20 protein-coding genes are annotated in these 15,070 nt (G+C 45.1%); 12 read left to right on the forward strand and 8 right to left on the reverse strand.

The annotated features are described in order from the left end of the window. Positions 1 to 42 precede the first annotated feature (42 nt). The 5 genes from ICN20_RS06130 (at position 43) to ICN20_RS06150 (ending at position 3,895) form a co-directional block, all read left to right on the forward strand. The gene (locus ICN20_RS06130) at positions 43 to 450 is read left to right on the forward strand and encodes a BLUF domain-containing protein (RefSeq protein WP_216238829.1); all 408 of its coding nucleotides are present in this window, start codon (positions 43 to 45) and stop codon (positions 448 to 450) included. Between the two features lie 57 nt (positions 451 to 507). Beyond that, the gene (msrP, locus tag ICN20_RS06135; RefSeq protein ID WP_216238831.1) at positions 508 to 1,470 is read left to right on the forward strand and encodes a protein-methionine-sulfoxide reductase catalytic subunit MsrP; all 963 of its coding nucleotides are present in this window, start codon (positions 508 to 510) and stop codon (positions 1,468 to 1,470) included. 2 nt (positions 1,471 to 1,472) lie between these two features. Continuing rightward, positions 1,473 to 2,027 carry a lipocalin family protein gene (locus ICN20_RS06140; RefSeq protein WP_216238833.1) on the forward strand — a complete coding sequence of 185 codons (555 nt, stop codon included), beginning with the start codon at positions 1,473 to 1,475 and terminating at the stop codon, positions 2,025 to 2,027. A gap of 7 nt (positions 2,028 to 2,034) precedes the next feature. Next, positions 2,035 to 2,958: an MBL fold metallo-hydrolase gene (locus ICN20_RS06145; RefSeq protein ID WP_216238835.1), complete on the forward strand. Its 924-nt coding sequence runs from the start codon at positions 2,035 to 2,037 to the stop codon at positions 2,956 to 2,958. Between the two features lie 166 nt (positions 2,959 to 3,124). Further along, complete coding sequence (locus tag ICN20_RS06150) at positions 3,125 to 3,895, forward strand: SDR family oxidoreductase (RefSeq protein ID WP_216238837.1); 771 nt, start codon at positions 3,125 to 3,127, stop codon at positions 3,893 to 3,895. On the opposite strand, the gene ICN20_RS06155 is transcribed toward ICN20_RS06150, so the two are convergent. Further along, a complete protein-coding gene (locus ICN20_RS06155; protein WP_216238839.1) occupies positions 3,892 to 4,434 on the reverse strand; it encodes a DUF2889 domain-containing protein in 543 nt (180 codons plus the stop codon). The genes ICN20_RS06150 and ICN20_RS06155 overlap by 4 nt on opposite strands. Before the next feature lie 101 nt (positions 4,435 to 4,535). Between ICN20_RS06155 and ICN20_RS06160 the strand changes: the two genes are divergently transcribed. Beyond that, positions 4,536 to 5,261, forward strand: a complete 726-nt coding sequence (locus ICN20_RS06160; RefSeq protein WP_216238841.1) for a pseudouridine synthase — start codon at positions 4,536 to 4,538, stop codon at positions 5,259 to 5,261. Positions 5,262 to 5,276: 15 nt separating this feature from the next. Further along, complete coding sequence (locus ICN20_RS06165) at positions 5,277 to 5,564, forward strand: 4a-hydroxytetrahydrobiopterin dehydratase (protein ID WP_216238843.1); 288 nt, start codon at positions 5,277 to 5,279, stop codon at positions 5,562 to 5,564. Here the strand turns inward: ICN20_RS06165 and ICN20_RS06170 are convergent, their stop codons facing one another. Beyond that, a complete protein-coding gene (locus tag ICN20_RS06170) occupies positions 5,565 to 5,780 on the reverse strand; it encodes a hypothetical protein (RefSeq protein ID WP_216227074.1) in 216 nt (71 codons plus the stop codon). Between the two features lie 101 nt (positions 5,781 to 5,881). On the opposite strand from ICN20_RS06170, the gene ICN20_RS06175 reads away from it, so the two are divergent. The 3 genes from ICN20_RS06175 to ICN20_RS06185 all read left to right on the forward strand — a co-directional run bounded on the left by ICN20_RS06175 (position 5,882) and on the right by ICN20_RS06185 (position 9,337). Then, positions 5,882 to 6,421 (forward strand): (2Fe-2S)-binding protein, encoded by a 540-nt coding sequence (locus ICN20_RS06175; RefSeq protein WP_216238845.1) that lies wholly within the window; start codon positions 5,882 to 5,884, stop codon positions 6,419 to 6,421. Between the two features lie 10 nt (positions 6,422 to 6,431). Beyond that, positions 6,432 to 8,663 carry a molybdopterin cofactor-binding domain-containing protein gene (locus tag ICN20_RS06180; protein ID WP_216238847.1) on the forward strand — a complete coding sequence of 744 codons (2,232 nt, stop codon included), beginning with the start codon at positions 6,432 to 6,434 and terminating at the stop codon, positions 8,661 to 8,663. Between the two features lie 71 nt (positions 8,664 to 8,734). Beyond that, positions 8,735 to 9,337 carry a sulfite oxidase heme-binding subunit YedZ gene (locus tag ICN20_RS06185; RefSeq protein WP_216238849.1) on the forward strand — a complete coding sequence of 201 codons (603 nt, stop codon included), beginning with the start codon at positions 8,735 to 8,737 and terminating at the stop codon, positions 9,335 to 9,337. Here the strand turns inward: ICN20_RS06185 and ICN20_RS06190 are convergent. After that, positions 9,334 to 10,224 (reverse strand): transporter, encoded by an 891-nt coding sequence (locus tag ICN20_RS06190; protein ID WP_216238851.1) that lies wholly within the window; start codon positions 10,222 to 10,224, stop codon positions 9,334 to 9,336. The two genes, ICN20_RS06185 and ICN20_RS06190, sit on opposite strands and share 4 nt — an antisense overlap. A gap of 60 nt (positions 10,225 to 10,284) precedes the next feature. On the opposite strand from ICN20_RS06190, the gene ICN20_RS06195 reads away from it, so the two are divergent. Next, on the forward strand, positions 10,285 to 10,611 hold the full coding sequence (locus tag ICN20_RS06195) for a hypothetical protein (protein WP_255534671.1): 327 nt from the start codon (positions 10,285 to 10,287) through the stop codon (positions 10,609 to 10,611). Positions 10,612 to 10,619: 8 nt separating this feature from the next. Here the strand turns inward: ICN20_RS06195 and ICN20_RS06200 are convergent, their stop codons facing one another. Beyond that, complete coding sequence (locus ICN20_RS06200; RefSeq protein ID WP_216238853.1) at positions 10,620 to 11,240, reverse strand: SOS response-associated peptidase; 621 nt, start codon at positions 11,238 to 11,240, stop codon at positions 10,620 to 10,622. 84 nt (positions 11,241 to 11,324) lie between these two features. On the opposite strand from ICN20_RS06200, the gene ICN20_RS06205 reads away from it, so the two are divergent. Beyond that, the gene (locus ICN20_RS06205; RefSeq protein ID WP_255534672.1) at positions 11,325 to 12,164 is read left to right on the forward strand and encodes a peptidylprolyl isomerase; all 840 of its coding nucleotides are present in this window, start codon (positions 11,325 to 11,327) and stop codon (positions 12,162 to 12,164) included. 50 nt (positions 12,165 to 12,214) lie between these two features. On the opposite strand, the gene ICN20_RS06210 is transcribed toward ICN20_RS06205, so the two are convergent. The 4 genes from ICN20_RS06210 to fdxA are packed head-to-tail and all read right to left on the reverse strand — an operon-like array spanning position 12,215 to position 14,944. Continuing rightward, positions 12,215 to 12,703, reverse strand: coding sequence for a dihydrofolate reductase (locus tag ICN20_RS06210; RefSeq protein ID WP_216238859.1), 489 nt, complete (start codon positions 12,701 to 12,703; stop codon positions 12,215 to 12,217). A gap of 11 nt (positions 12,704 to 12,714) precedes the next feature. Further along, positions 12,715 to 13,509, reverse strand: coding sequence for a thymidylate synthase (locus tag ICN20_RS06215; protein WP_216238860.1), 795 nt, complete (start codon positions 13,507 to 13,509; stop codon positions 12,715 to 12,717). Positions 13,510 to 13,554: 45 nt separating this feature from the next. Then, positions 13,555 to 14,601: an FAD-dependent oxidoreductase gene (locus tag ICN20_RS06220; RefSeq protein WP_216238861.1), complete on the reverse strand. Its 1,047-nt coding sequence runs from the start codon at positions 14,599 to 14,601 to the stop codon at positions 13,555 to 13,557. A 19-nt stretch (positions 14,602 to 14,620) separates the two neighbouring features. After that, complete coding sequence (gene fdxA, locus ICN20_RS06225) at positions 14,621 to 14,944, reverse strand: ferredoxin FdxA (RefSeq protein ID WP_216238862.1); 324 nt, start codon at positions 14,942 to 14,944, stop codon at positions 14,621 to 14,623. Positions 14,945 to 15,070 lie beyond the last annotated feature (126 nt).

Genomic DNA, 15,070 nt, shown 5'->3' on the forward strand with positions numbered 1-15,070 from the left:
TGCCTTTTTTATTCATACCCCCCCGTTGACATTGTTTGATTGATGGCAAAACCAAAAGACCTCGTTGAATTGAGTTATCTGAGCGAAGCAGTCTCGGATATGTCTTTTGTGGGCCTGATGCGATTGTTGGAGTCTGCACGCACCTTTAATCAGAAAAATGGAGTCACTGGCATTCTCTTATATGACAACCAGCAGTTTGGTCAAATTATGGAAGGTGAGCGAACTAGTGTGATGCGAGCTTGGAAGCGAATTCAGGAAGATAAGCGCCATCACCGTGTAGAGCTCTTGGAAATTCGTGAGATTACTGAGCGCAACTTTCCAGATTGGTTATTGCGCTTTTATGGCGGTGAAACACTTACTCGAGACTATCCTCATTTGGTTGAAATGGTGGGCGGTATGGATAAGCATAGCCTTGCTTTGATGAATAAGATGCGCAGCAGCCAAACTTAAGCAAGAAATCCCCATCGGTAGCAAAATAGGTCTATTACATTCCTTAAGGGGTTCGGTATGCGTTTTATCGATAAGACAATTCTTGCAAGCGACATCACTCCAAAAGAAGTTTTTGAAAACCGCCGCACCATCATCAAGACAGCAGCTGCAGGGGGCTTCGGAATGGCTTTGGCCCCTTGGTTTTCAAGAGAGGCGCTTGCTTCTACTCCCGAAAAATTAGCTGCAGCGCTAAATCCCGCCTTTGCGGATAAGGAAGGCCTAACCCCATATAAATTTGTCACTAGCTATAACAACTTTTACGAATTCGGTACAGATAAGGCGGATCCAGCAGCGCATGCAGAGAGCTTACAAACTCGTCCCTGGACAATATCCATTGAGGGCTTGGTAAAAAAACCAATGACGCTGGATATTGATGCCCTCCTAAAATTGGCCCCGATGGAGGAGCGTATTTATCGGATGCGTTGCGTTGAGGGTTGGTCTATGGTTATTCCTTGGGATGGTTACTCACTCTCCAAGTTAATTAGTAAGGTTGAGCCACTAGGATCGGCAAAGTATGTGGAATTTATTTCTCTAGCTGACCGCAAACAAATGCCAGGAGTCAAAAGCAACATCATCGATTGGCCTTATCGCGAAGGCTTGCGTATGGATGAGGCAATGAATCCATTGACGCTACTTACCTTTGGTTTGTATGGCGAGGTCTTGCCTAAGCAAAATGGAGCTCCAGTCCGCATTGTGGTGCCTTGGAAGTATGGTTTTAAGAGCGCCAAGTCTATTGTCAAAATTCGTTTTACAGAAGAAATGCCTAAGACTAGCTGGAATCAATTTGATGCACGTGAATATGGTTTTTATTCCAACGTGAACCCTCAGGTAGATCACCCACGCTGGAGTCAGGCGGTTGAACGTCGTATTGGCGATCCTAAAGGAATGTTTGCGCCTAAGATCAAAACCCAAATGTTTAATGGTTATGGTGAGCAAGTAGCCAGTATGTACACGGGGATGGATCTGAAGAAGTACTATTAGGAATGAGCAAAATTTATTCAGTATTTTTTAGTGCCTTCATTTTGTTGTTTGGCTTTTCTGCTTACGGGCAGGGAAGTGATATACCGGTAAAGACGATTCCATCGTTAGATGTACAGCGTTATCTAGGGACTTGGTATGAGATTGCCAAATACCCAAACTGGTTTCAGAAGAAATGCGCTAGCAATACCAAGGCGGTTTATTCGGCTAGGGCCGATGGAACTTTGAAAGTTTTAAATAGCTGCAAAACAGCTGATGGAGAGGTTTCAGAAGCTGAGGGAACGGCTCGACAGATCGGGCCTAAGGACTCTCCAAAGCTAGAGGTTCGCTTTGCACCGGCTTGGCTAGCCTTTATCCCAATGGTATGGGGTGATTATTGGGTAATTGATCTAGATTCTCAGTATCAAGTAGCGGTTGTAAGTGATCCACGTCGTGAATATCTTTGGATTCTGTCTAGAACTCCACAGATAGATAAAAAAGTCTACGAAGACACGTTACAGCGTTTGCAAGCGCAGCAGTTTGATACGCGGAAACTAGAGATCACTTCTCAAGCAAAGTAACTAAGGTATGACAACGCATTTATTACCGCCTGGCATTGAAGTATTTGAAAGAGGTTGGCTCTCAGCCAATAATATCCTGCACTTTAGTGATAATGATGTTGCTTTGGTGGACTCTGGATACTGTGCCCACCAAAATCTCACCGTAGATTTGGTTCGTAACGCTCTAAAAAAACATCAATTACCAAAGCTCAATAAGCTTGTGAATACCCATCTGCATTCGGATCATTGCGGTGGTAATGCAGCCTTAGCAACAGCATTCAATAGCGAAATATATATTCCTGCCGCTGAAGAGATTGCTGTTAAAAACTGGGATAGCACCTTATTGAGCTATGACAACCTAGGGCAAGAATGTCCACAGTTTGCTCATCACGCAGTATTAATTCCAGGCGAGGAGATCTTGCTGGGGAAATATATTTGGAAGATATTAGCTGCCCCTGGACATGATCCCCATTCGATCATGTTGTATCAGGCTGATCATCGCATCTTAATTTCAGCTGATGCATTGTGGGAAGAAGGCTTCGGAGTCATTTTTCCTGAGCTATGGGGTGAGGCTGGGTTTGAAGAGGTAGCGCAGACTTTGGATTTAATTGAAACAATCCCCGTGGATCTGGTAATCCCGGGGCATGGCGCACCATTTATCGATGTCGCAAAATCGCTGGCTACTGCACGCTCAAGATTAGATTATTTGGCATCCGATCCTGACCGCAATGCACGCCATGGCGCTAAAGTATTGTTGAAATATCGCTTATTAGAGTGGCGTAGTCGTGATCTTGCACAAGTAAATGATTGGATTGCTAATACTCCTGCACTTATCAGCGCAGCAAAACTACTCAATATGGATATGAATGAGTTTATTCAGTGGCTACCTAAAGCACTCGTGAAATCAGGTGCAGCAAAGCTAGAGGGGGGAACCTTGGTTGATCTTGCTTGAGATGCGTTCATAGGCTCTAAAATAGGGGCAAGGGAAAATTGCTCGACGGCCCACACTAAAGTGGCGTGCATGCATAAGCAGGCAAATGTCAGTAAGCGCAGGAATCCCACATAGGCATTAATATTAAATTACAAACCACCATTCACTAAAGATTTGAAGAGGAAGTATGAAACATACCGTATTAGTTACTGGCGCTACCGCAGGATTTGGAGAGGCAACTGCTCGCCGCTTTTTGGCCAATGGTCACCAAGTTGTTGCTGTTGGTAGAAGAGCTGAGCGTTTAGAGGCTTTAAAAAATTCCTTGCCAGCTGAGCAGCAGAAAAAACTACTCACGATGGTGGTGGATGTTTGCGACAGTGCTCAAGTCGATGCTCTGGCTAGTGCGCTGCCAGCAGAATTTTCTAAGGTATCTGTTTTGGTGAATAATGCCGGCCTTGCTTTGGGTTTAGAGCCAGCTCATAAAGCATTTTTGAGTGATTGGGATCAAATGATTGATACCAACATTAAAGGACTTGTTCATATGAGCCGCGCTTTCCTTCCAGGCATGGTAGAGCGCAAGTGTGGTCATGTCATTAATTTGGGCTCTGTAGCTGCAAACTACCCTTACCCGGGCGGTAATGTTTATGGCGGTACCAAAGCATTTGTTAAGCAATTTAGTTTAAATTTACGCGCCGATCTCATTGGTACTCCCGTGCGCGTGACATGCATTGAGCCTGGTATGTGTGCTGGCACTGAGTTCTCGAATGTTCGCTTTAAAGGTGATGACGAGAAAGCGGAGAAGGTTTATACCGGCGTTCAGGCTTTAAGTGCTGATGATGTGGCTGAAACTATTTATTGGTCAGCTACCTTGCCAAGCCATATCAACATCAATGTCCTTGAGGTAATGCCAGTCCAGCAAGCCTTTAATGCATTTAATGTGCATCGCGGTGAGTTTTAAGTCTTGGATTTATTCCACTGATAAAACTTAGGGTACACACGCATTACTACGGGGCCATCAAAGTCCCAAGATTTGCAGGTGCCTAAGTACAGCGGCGGTTTATCACTATCCGGATTAAAGAAGGCGCCTGGAACAGATTGATAAGCTGCCGTAGCAAGGCTGACGAGAAGCTCACGTAGATGAGTGCAGCCTTTGATGCCGCCAAGGTGAGTATCTATCGTTTTGCGCCAGCCTTTGCCTATCTGTGACCCAATCAAACCATCCATTGGTGGAATAGCGGTTGTGCATTCTGCATGAGGTTGCCCATCCATCACGGCTTCAATATCTTTGATGACAAATTCTTTATCAAGCGTGACTCGCACCCACATGTCATGAAAAGCTTCGCCCGGCTGCCAAGTTTTTGCGCTCGTTTGAAAAGGGTTCGTTTTGAAGTCTTTAAGGTGCCCTTCGATATCCCAAAGACCGTCGTCTCTTGCATACCCTTGAAAAGTAATTTCTCTAGTATGTAAAAGGGATCGTGGTTTTGGGGTGGAGAGCATCGTAATAGCGTCTATAAATGGCGGGAATACCCAATCATAATGAATTGTAGAAAATACCCTCAACTCAACGTAATTAGCCTCTGTAGTATCCTTTGCAGCATATGGCAAAACCGATCTCCCTAGAAAAAATACTTTTTAGCCAAGGCTTTGGTACTCGTCGCTACTGTAGTGATTTGGTCTACGCTGAGCTCGTAAAGGTAAACGGCGTATTGGCTGAGGATCCAGAAGAAAGAATTTCGACAGAAAATCTGATGCTCAATGTAGAGGGTAAGGACTGGGAATATCACGAGAAGGCTTATCTTGCCTTTAACAAGCCAGCCAATTACGAGTGCTCACATAAAACAACGCACCATCCTAGTGTTTATAGTTTGTTGCCGAGTCCTTTTGTAGAAAGAGGCTTGCAATGCGTAGGTCGCCTTGACTATGACACCACTGGATTGCTTTTGATTTCGGATGACGGTCAGTTCATCCATAAGATGACAACTCCCAAGAAAAATATTGGTAAGGTTTATGAGATCACGACACCCGAGCCCATTACTCAAAAACAAATCGATCACTTAATGAATGGCGTTGTGCTTGATGATGATCCTAAGCCTTGCTTTGCAACAGCGTGCCAACAAATTTCTGATCATGTGCTCGCTATGACGATAGTCGAAGGCCGATATCACCAGGTGAAGCGAATGATGGTTGCTGTTGGTAATCATGTTGACAAATTGCATCGTACTAAGATTGGTGCTTATCAAATGCCTGCTGATCTAGCTGAGGGTGAATGGCGTTGGCTCTATCCAGAGGATTTAAAGCATCTCTCACAAAGCGTTCCCACTTAAAGGTAATCCGTCTGAATGGTTGATAACTTCAATTTAGAGCAAGAAATACCCTTGTGGTCACTTGATAGCAGTGGCAAAAGGATTGTGCGGGAGTTTGCTTTTACAGACTTCAAGCAAGCATTTGAATTTATGACGCTCTGTGCGCAATATGCCGAAGAAATTGACCATCATCCTGATTGGTCAAACTCTTGGAATAAGGTGATGGTGGAATTGACCACCCATTCGGCTGGGACTTTAACTAAATTAGATATTCAGTTGGCAAAGGCAATGGATGCCTTTGCTTCCCAGGTTAAGCTCGGCTAATTAGTGCTCATCGCCTTCGTGTTCTTCCTCATTCATGCTCATGAGGATGGTGGCCAATAAACCATAGACCACTTCAGTGGAGATCATTCCATCTTCATCCAAATCATCAATTAAGTCGTTTAGGCGGTCCTCGGTTGGCTCGTTGAGCAAGGTCATCGCACACTCGCACCCATAGTCAAAATCTTCGTCGTTCTGGGTTTGGTTTTCTTCGGTCATATTTATCCTTAATTGGGTACTTAGGATAGCAAATTACAGCGCAATTCGATAGGGTTTTGCCCTAGGCCAAGACATTTATGTGCGAGCGCAAAAAGTCCAGAATGATTTATAGTCTTTTGAAAAGAAAAACCATAGGAGACAGCGTGCAATTAGATATTAATGGCCAGGTTCAAAATATTGACGTTGAGCCAAATATGCCCTTGTTATGGGCCATCCGAGAAGTGGTGGGGCTTACCGGCACCAAGTATGGCTGTGGTGTAGCGCAATGTGGCGCTTGTACTGTCTACCTCAATGGCGAGCCAGTGCGTTCTTGCTCTATTCCGGTGTCTGCAGTTGGTAAGGCCAAAATTACCACTATTGAGGCACTCTCTAAAAATAATACGCATCCAGTGCAGCAAGCCTGGATTGCACTGGATGTTCCTCAGTGCGGTTATTGTCAGTCTGGTCAAATTATGGCCGCTGCAGCACTGTTAAAGCGAAACCCAAAACCTACCGATGTTGATATTGATAACGCAATGGGAAATCTTTGCCGTTGCGGAACCTATCAAAAGATTCGGGATGGCATTCATGTGGCTTCTGGTCAAAAGAAATTAGTAGATGTTTTGGCCGAGTACAACGCTACTCCTGCGACTCGTGGTTAAGGAGAAAAACATGACAACAAAAAATCAAACTCCTATTTTAGAAAATGCTTTACGCCGTGACTTCATTATTAAGGGCACTATGCTGGGTGGTGGACTTATGCTGGGCATAGGTGCATTGCCTGATGCAGCATTTGCTCAGGCTGGCGCTAAGTATGATCCAAACACACCGCTACAAGCCGGTGAGGCTGAGGTAAATGCCTGGGTTAGCATTAAGCCAGACGATACCGTCTATATCAGAATTGCCCGATCAGAGATGGGTCAAGGGACGCGTACAGGCCTTGCCCAATTGGTTACCGAAGAGCTCGAGTGCAATTGGAAAAAAGTCAAAACACAGTCAGCTACTCCGGGCCAAAGTTTAGCGCGCAAGCGTGTTTGGGGTGAGCACGGTACAGGCGGTAGTCGTGGTATTCGGATCTCTGAAGACTATGTACGTCGTGGTGCAGCAGCAGCGCGCATCATGCTCATGCAGGCAGCCGCTAATCAATGGAATGTTCCTGTTTCAGAATTAATCGTGGATAAGGGTGTTATCACTCATACGGCAACAGGTCGTAAAACAACTTACGGAAAAGTAGCTGAGTTAGCTTCAACCTTAAATCCACCGGATCCTAAATCAATCACTTTGAGAGACCCAAGAAATTGGAAAGTGGCTGGACAACCTTATGCACGTATCGATACCGCCAATAAGGTCAATGGATCAAAAGTCTATGGCGTTGATTTGCAGCTCCCCGGAATGCTTTGCGCATCCGTAAAAGCGTGCCCAGTCTTTGGTGGCAAATTGGTGAGCTATGACGAAGCCAAGATCAAAGACATGCGCGGAGTGAAGAGCGTAGTCAAGATTGATGACAGCACTCTTGCGGTAGTGGCTGATACTTGGTGGCATGCAAACACCGCCCTGAATGCGCTACCAATCGTTTGGGATGAGGGTAAGGCTGCTAGCGTCTCACAAGATGGCATTAATAAAATGCTGCGGGATGGTCTAGATGAGCAGGGAGATTTCTGGCAGCGTAAGGAAGGGGATGCGCCTGCCGCTATTAATAGCGCCTCTAAGAAAGTTGAGGCTATTTATTACACACCTTATCGTGCCCACGTCACGATGGAGCCTATGAATGCCACCGTCAAGATCACAGGTGATCGTGCGGAGGCTTGGGTTCCAACACAAAATGGTGAAGGCTCACATGCAGCTTTATCTGAGGCGACTGGATTCCCACTCGCAAATTGCGAAGTATATAAATTAGATTCTGGTTGTGGCCTGGGTCGTCGCGGATCAACACAAGACTTCACTACATTTGCGGCTAAAGTGGCGCAAAAATTTCCGGGCGTACCCGTGAAAGTCATTTGGAGTCGTGAAGAAGATATGACTCATGATTACTATCATCCAATAGCGATGGCAAAGATGACTGCTGGTATAGATGGCTCTGGTAATTTGACAGGCATGCATATTAAGGTTGCGGGTCAATCTATTAATGCCACCTTGGCACCACAGGCTATTAAAAATGGTAAAGATGAACGTCAGCTCCAAGGCTTTTATGAGAAGGGTCCAGATGCTCAACTTGGTTATACCTTCCCGACACTCTTAACTGAGTATGTGATGAAGAATACCCATGTGCCCGTTGGCCCATGGCGTGGCGTGAATACCAATCAAAACGGCATCTTCATGGAATGCTTCATGGATGAGTGCGCTAAGGCGGCCGGCAAGGATCCTGTGAAATTCAGACAGGCACTCATGCAAAGCCATCCAAAACATTTGGGTGTTCTGAATGCTGCCGCCAAGAAGGCGGATTGGGATAAACCATTGCCAGCAGGAACGTATCGAGGTGTTGCTCAGTTCATGGGCTATGCCAGTTACTCTGCATGCGTAGCGGAAGTTACTGTGCAAAATAATGTAGTTAAAGTCACGCGCTTAGTATTTGCCTTAAATTCTGGTCATGTGGTTAACCCATACTTAACACGTGAACAAATTGAAGGTTCTGTGGCGATGGCATTGGGTGCAATCTTCTTGCCGGAGATCTCTGTCGAAAACGGCCGCATTAAACAGCAGAATTTGGATACTTATCCGCTTCTGAAACTGTCTGCGACACCAAGAATTGAAACAGTCTTGGTTCCGAGCTTTGATTTTTGGGGTGGGGTTGGTGAGCCAACCATCTGCGTAGTTGGCCCAGCTGTTGCAAACGCAATCTCTGCTGCAATCGGCAGACCGGTGCGGAACTTCCCACTCAGCAAGGAAGGTTTGAGCTTGGCTTAAGTTGTAACCTGATTGAAATTGATTAAACGACCCCATTGGTTCTAAATGAATGGGGTCGTTTAATATGTCTTATGAAGTTTATTAAGACCGCCGTCTTTCTCTTATCCCTCGCGCCACTAGCTCGCTTGATTTGGCTTGGTGCTTATGAGGGTTTAGGTGCCAACCCCATTGAATTTATCACCCGCTCAACGGGTACTTGGGCACTGGTCTTTCTCTGCATTACGCTAGCCATGACCCCCTTGCGCTTGTTAACGGGTATGACTACATGGATCAAGCTGCGTCGAATGTTGGGGCTCTTTTGCTTCTTCTACGCTGCTATTCATTTTTCAATCTGGTTCTGGTTGGATCAGAATCTAGATCTTCAATCCATGTGGAATGATGTCATTAAGCGACCCTTTATTACAATGGGCTTTTTGAGTTTGGTGCTGCTGACCCCCTTGGCCTTAACATCCAATCAATGGGCAGTCCGCCAGCTCGGTAGGCGTTGGAATTTATTACATAAGCTTGTGTACGTGATCGCATGTACTGCAATCGTTCACTATTGGTGGCATAAAGCAGGCAAGAATGATTTAGGAACAGTCTCCGTTTATGGAGTCGTTATTTTTCTATTGCTGATCTGCCGCATTCCAGCCATTAGAAATTTTCTTCAGAATATCCGAAGCAAATCTACTTAGAACTCGACGGTATAACGCGCGATCAGGCGACGTGTTTCGACAAATCCATTCTTGATTTCCATGTCACGACCATACTGGAGACTAATTCTGCCAAATGGGTAATACGCTAATGCGCTCAATAAGAAGCGTTGAGTATTCATAACATTATTTTGATAGGTATTACCAATCGTGGTGGCGCCGCCTGCTACATAAAAGTATGAGGCACCTAATGTGTAGGTCTGATTGATCTTGTAGATTGGACCCAGCTGCGTAGTCGTTAGTGGCTTCTGATTGAGGGAGGTATTATTTGCGGAAAAGCACGCTGCAGCGCACTGACTATTGCCTCCGAACCACATCGTATCAACGGCAATCATGCCATCCAGATTCTCAATAATCGGTTGTTGATAGCCCATCTGAATATCGGATCTATAGCGGTTCTCACTAACGTTAAAAGCTTGCTGGCTGTTATAGCTTCCAGTAGGAGCTGTTAAGTAAGCGGCCAAACCAAGGTACCTCCTCTTTTCCCTATCTGCATAGGGCCAGAATGCGGTCGCAAATGTGAGATCTCCAGCGCCAGTGCTTGGTGCGTAACTTGCCAATGACCCTGCTGGTTTAATCGTGCCATAAGGGATTTGAATGTAGGAGATAGCAGGTAGATCTTTCACTGCATAACTTGTGCTGATGCGGGCAATGGCGCTTTGAGTGCCAATATCTGGGCTGCCAAATGGTTTAGTAGAAACGGCTGCACCATTCCTATAAAAAGTACCATTCTCTGTATTTAGGTAACTGATCATGGCGTGGCTCTTGCCTGGTAATGGCGCCACAATATCATTAGGTTGCAAATCAATAGCGAAGGCAGCCGACGGTAGATTCAAAAGAGTAAGTGCGATGAAGCGACGTAAATTCATGCAAGTATTGTAATTAATATAAAAAGAATAGGTATCACGTACTACCCTACAATGGATCTCATGAAAACCTTCTTCTCAAAGTTAAGTCCACTTTTATTATTGGTGGGCCTTTCGGCTTGTACTAAAGCCCCTCCCCAGCCCCCTGGATCGACAACGTACTCCCCGTATACCTCGCAGCAGATCAAAGAGTTTAATAGCCAGACTCTTTCTCCGGTAGAGGGGCCATTTGGTCCAGTGGATCCAAGAGCAGAGGATCTTCGTATAGCCAAAGAGCGCACATTGGATTCAAAATTTTATAATCAGCCAGAGGGTGAAGAAGAGGCGGAGGCAATAGAGACTCAATCTGCCGATCCTTATCAAGCCACAAAACCTATTATTACTTTCTAGGCAGGTATTTAGCTGATCGTTAGTTCTGGAATAGAGTTCAGCTGTAGTAATTCTTGTGCTTCTTCAGGCGTGGCATTAAGCCAAGCGTTAAAAAGTTCGGGGCGCAATGGAACTACTGCACGTTTTTCATCCTCGGGTTTATGCATGCGCCGCATTACGGGGTGATCACTAGCATCGATAGTGAGCATAGAAAAAGAAACGATAAGCTCACCAGTTTCAGGTTCAGTCCAGGTATCCCAGATTGATGCAATCGCCATAGGTTCTTGATTGGCTTGTTGGATAGCAGTACGCACCGCTTTGCCTGATTCATAACAGGGCTCATAAAAAGCATCGGCTAAAGCAAGGGCGTAATGTCGACTTTTCCAGGCATGTTTATAAGAAGGCTTCTGCGCAACCGTTTCCGCTCTAGCGTTATACGTTTTTCTTCCGAAGGTTTCCTCTTTGGCCCAGGATGGCAATAAACCAAAACGAGCCAAACCAATGGCGGTGCGGTCAGTATTGTGGCTTTTGAGAACAATAGGCCCTGGGTAGGTCGGAAACACATCATGAGCATTTGAAGCCGGAAGAACCAGATCAAAATGGGTCTTAACCCAATCAGCATTGACGGTAGTGAGGTATTGAACGCACATGGCTTGATTTTACTGCTGCTTATGACTATTTAAGCTTGGCCTGCTGGTAACATTGAGGTTAATTTTTAGAAAGATACGTTCCTTATGAAACCTTTTGCTTCTGTATTTAATCCAATGGTAGTGCGCTTTATTGCTGCTGGCTTGTTGACGGGTGCGCTTGTAGGCGGCTCCTATGCACAACAAAGTGGTTTGCCAATTAATGCTGCAGCATCTGTTAACGGCGCCATCATTACTAATGACATGGTTGAGCAAGGAATTAAGGTTGCTATTTCTCAGGGGCAAAAAGATTCTCCAGAACTACGCAAAATGGTGATTGAGAAGTATGTTGAAGTGCTATTACTTTCACAGCAAGCAGAGAAAGATGGCTTGGCTAATTCTGAGAAAGCCAATACGCAACTCATGATGATTCGTCAAAATTATCTGGCAGATCTTGAGTTATCAACTTATATGGCTAAAAACCCAATCACCGATGCGGATATCCAAGCTGAATACAACAAAGAGATTTCTTCATTGGGTCCACAAGGCATGATTACTGAATATAAGGTGAGTGATATTGCAGTGGCCAGTGAGGCGGATGCGCAAGCTGCATTAGCACGCATTAAAAAGGGCGAGTCATTTGATAAGGTTGCCAAGAGCGTTTCATTGGCTCCGAACAAAGTTCAAGGTGGAGCTGTAGGATGGGTTCAGGCTGGCCAGGTAGGTCCTCAATTAGCCTCTGCCTTAGCCTCGCTATCTAAAGGCCAAGTTACTGCCCCGATCCAGATGCAGCAAGGCTGGTACCTCATGAAGTTGGAAGATAAAAAATCGAGCAAGCCGCCATCATTTGAGCAGGCAAAGCAGGCTATTCGTGCTGGAATGACGCAAAGAAAGCAATTTGAATTTTTAAGTCAGATTGCAAAAGATGCAAAGATTGTAGTTCAGTAAAAAGTAACTGCAAGACTATGCTGTAGAAAAAGGACTCCTCGGAGTCCTTTTTATTTGCGCTCTAAAGTAATAAAGCTAAAGGTGATATCGCCTTCGGAGCCAGGGGTGCGCTCAATCTCTTTCCAGGAGGATTCATTGGGCACCTCAAAGAAAGTATCGCCGCCTTCAATATCTAAATCGATTTCGGTAATGTAGAGACGATCCGCTTTATCAAAGGCTTGCTTAAATAGTTGTTCACCACCGATAACAAAAACACGCGGGAATTCACTCAAGCTCCTTAAGGCTTCATCAAGAGAGCCGACTAATTCGCCACCAGTAGCTTGATAGTTTGCATTGCGGCTCACAACGATATTGCGACGTCCAGGAAGAGGGCGTCCAATGGATTCCCAGGTCTTGCGACCCATGATGACAGGAAAGCCCATAGTGACGCGCTTGAAAAACTGTAAATCAGCCGATATTTTCCAAGGCATTTGGTTATCGCGGCCGATGACGTGATTGCGCGAGCGCGCAACAATCATGGAGATGGCAGGTTGAGTCATAAGTACGATTCTTAAATAGCTACAGGAGCTTTAATGTGGGGATGAGATTCGTAACCAACGATTTCGAAGTCTTCAAACTCATAATCAAATATTGAATCAGGTTTACGCAAAATATTAAGCTTTGGTAGTGGGAAAAAGTTCCGTGATAACTGAAGCTCTACTTGCTCCAAATGATTGCTATATAAATGACAATCGCCACCAGTCCAAATAAAATCACCGACCTCAAGATTGCATTGTTGCGCCATCATATGCGTTAACAATGCATAGCTTGCAATATTAAAAGGAACGCCCAAGAAAATATCAGCGCTGCGTTGATAAAGTTGGCAGGACAACTTGCCATCAGCTACATAAAACTGAAAGAAGGCGTGGCATGGTGCTAAAGCCATGCGTGGAATATCTGCAACGTTCCAGGCGGACACAATAATTCGGCGTGAGTCCGGATTTTTCTTGATAGTTTCAACTACTTCTGAGATTTGATCGATGTGCTGACCGTTAGGAGCAGGCCACGAGCGCCACTGATAGCCATAGATCGGACCTAAATCGCCATCAGCTGCGGCCCATTCATTCCAAATAGAAACACCACGCTCTTTAAGCCAGTTATTGTTAGTGCTGCCCTTGAGAAACCAGAGCAATTCGTAAATGATCGATTTGAGATGCAATTTTTTCGTGGTTACCATCGGAAACCCGTCGGCCAAGTTAAAGCGCATCTGGTGCCCAAATACTGAGACTGTGCCAGTTCCAGTCCTGTCAGACTTTTGAACCCCCTTGGCGAGGACTTCTTTCATGAGATCGTGATATTGATGCATATATATTGGCTAAAAATGGTTATTTAATAACGAATTAGAGATAGCTTACTCGAATGTGGGCGACTTCACTCCCAGGACCTTGTGAAGCTTGGGGGAGGTGGTCGTATATTGCAATTGAATCTGCTTTTCAGGGTGCAGGTACTCGGCGGCTGCAAAGGCGGCCAGCGCGGCCTCATGAAATCCAGATAGGATGAGTTTTTTCTTGCCTGGATAAACATTGATGTCGCCAACTGCATAAATTCCGGGGGTGCTGGTTTGGAATTTAGCGGTATCTACGCAAATTTGTTTGCGATCAATATTCAGACCCCATTCAGCAATAGGCCCTAGCTTTGGAGAGAGTCCATAAAACACTAAAAGGTCATCTAAGGGAATCCGTTTAGATTCACCATCAATATTAGTGAATGTAATTTCGGTAAGTAGATCATCCGTTGCTTCGTAACCGGTCACTTGTCCAATCAGAAGCTCCATCTGATGATTGGCGCAAAGCTCACGCATTCTGGCAATAGACTTTGGTGCTGCTTTGAACTCATCGCGACGATGAATCAAAGTGACGCTAGCTGTAATCTCTGCAAAATGAATTGCCCAATCTAAAGCTGCATCACCGCCCCCGCAAATGACAATTCTTTTGCCAGCAAATTGCTCGGGATTTTTAACGTGGTAGAAAAGATGTTTGCCCACCAGGGCTTCTATGCCTTCAAGGTTGATGGTGCGTGGCTGGAATGCCCCAACACCACCAGCAATAAAGACGGTTCTACTTAAAAAGTGATTGTCTTGTGAGGTGCTAATCAGAAAGCGGCCATCGGCTTGGGGCTCAAGCCTGCTAACCTCTTGACCAAGATGAAACTGGGCGCCAAAAGGTTCAATTTGCTTTAATAAATTATTGGTGAGTTCACGCCCAGTACAAACAGGGATCGCGGGAATATCGTAGATCGGTTTATCTGGATAAAGCTCGATGCATTGACCACCAACTTCTGGAAGTGAATCAATCACATGCACTTTAATTTCTAGCAAGCCTAATTCAAAGACTTGAAAGAGACCCACTGGGCCGGCGCCAATGATGACGGCATCGGATTCTATGGGTGAGTGTGACACGAATTTAATTAGCTAGAAATTACTTTACTAACTGGTCGAGTTTATTTTTAACATCTTTCCACTCTTCAGCATCTGGAAGTGCTGCTTTGGACTTGGTAATAGAAGTCCATGAAGGAGAAAGATCGGCATTCAATTTAATAAAAGCTTGTTGATCACCAGGTACGTCATCTTCAGCATAAATAGCATTGACTGGGCACTCAGGTACGCAAACTGCGCAGTCAATGCACTCGTCTGGATCAATCACTAAAAAATTAGGGCCTTCGCGAAAGCAGTCAACTGGGCAAACATCAACGCAGTCGGTATATTTGCAGCGGATACAAGCTTCGGTAACAACGTAAGTCATGGTGGATTTGTTTCATGAGCCCCAAAAAGCTGGGTGCTAAGTTATAAAAGCTCAATTTTAGCCGAAATAGCCTATTTTTCAGGCAAAACCCTTTATTTACTTAAGGTAAAGTTCCCACTATGAATA

Origin of the sequence: Polynucleobacter sp. JS-Polo-80-F4 (assembly GCF_018881965.1) — a bacterium.
GTDB lineage: Bacteria > Pseudomonadota > Gammaproteobacteria > Burkholderiales > Burkholderiaceae > Polynucleobacter.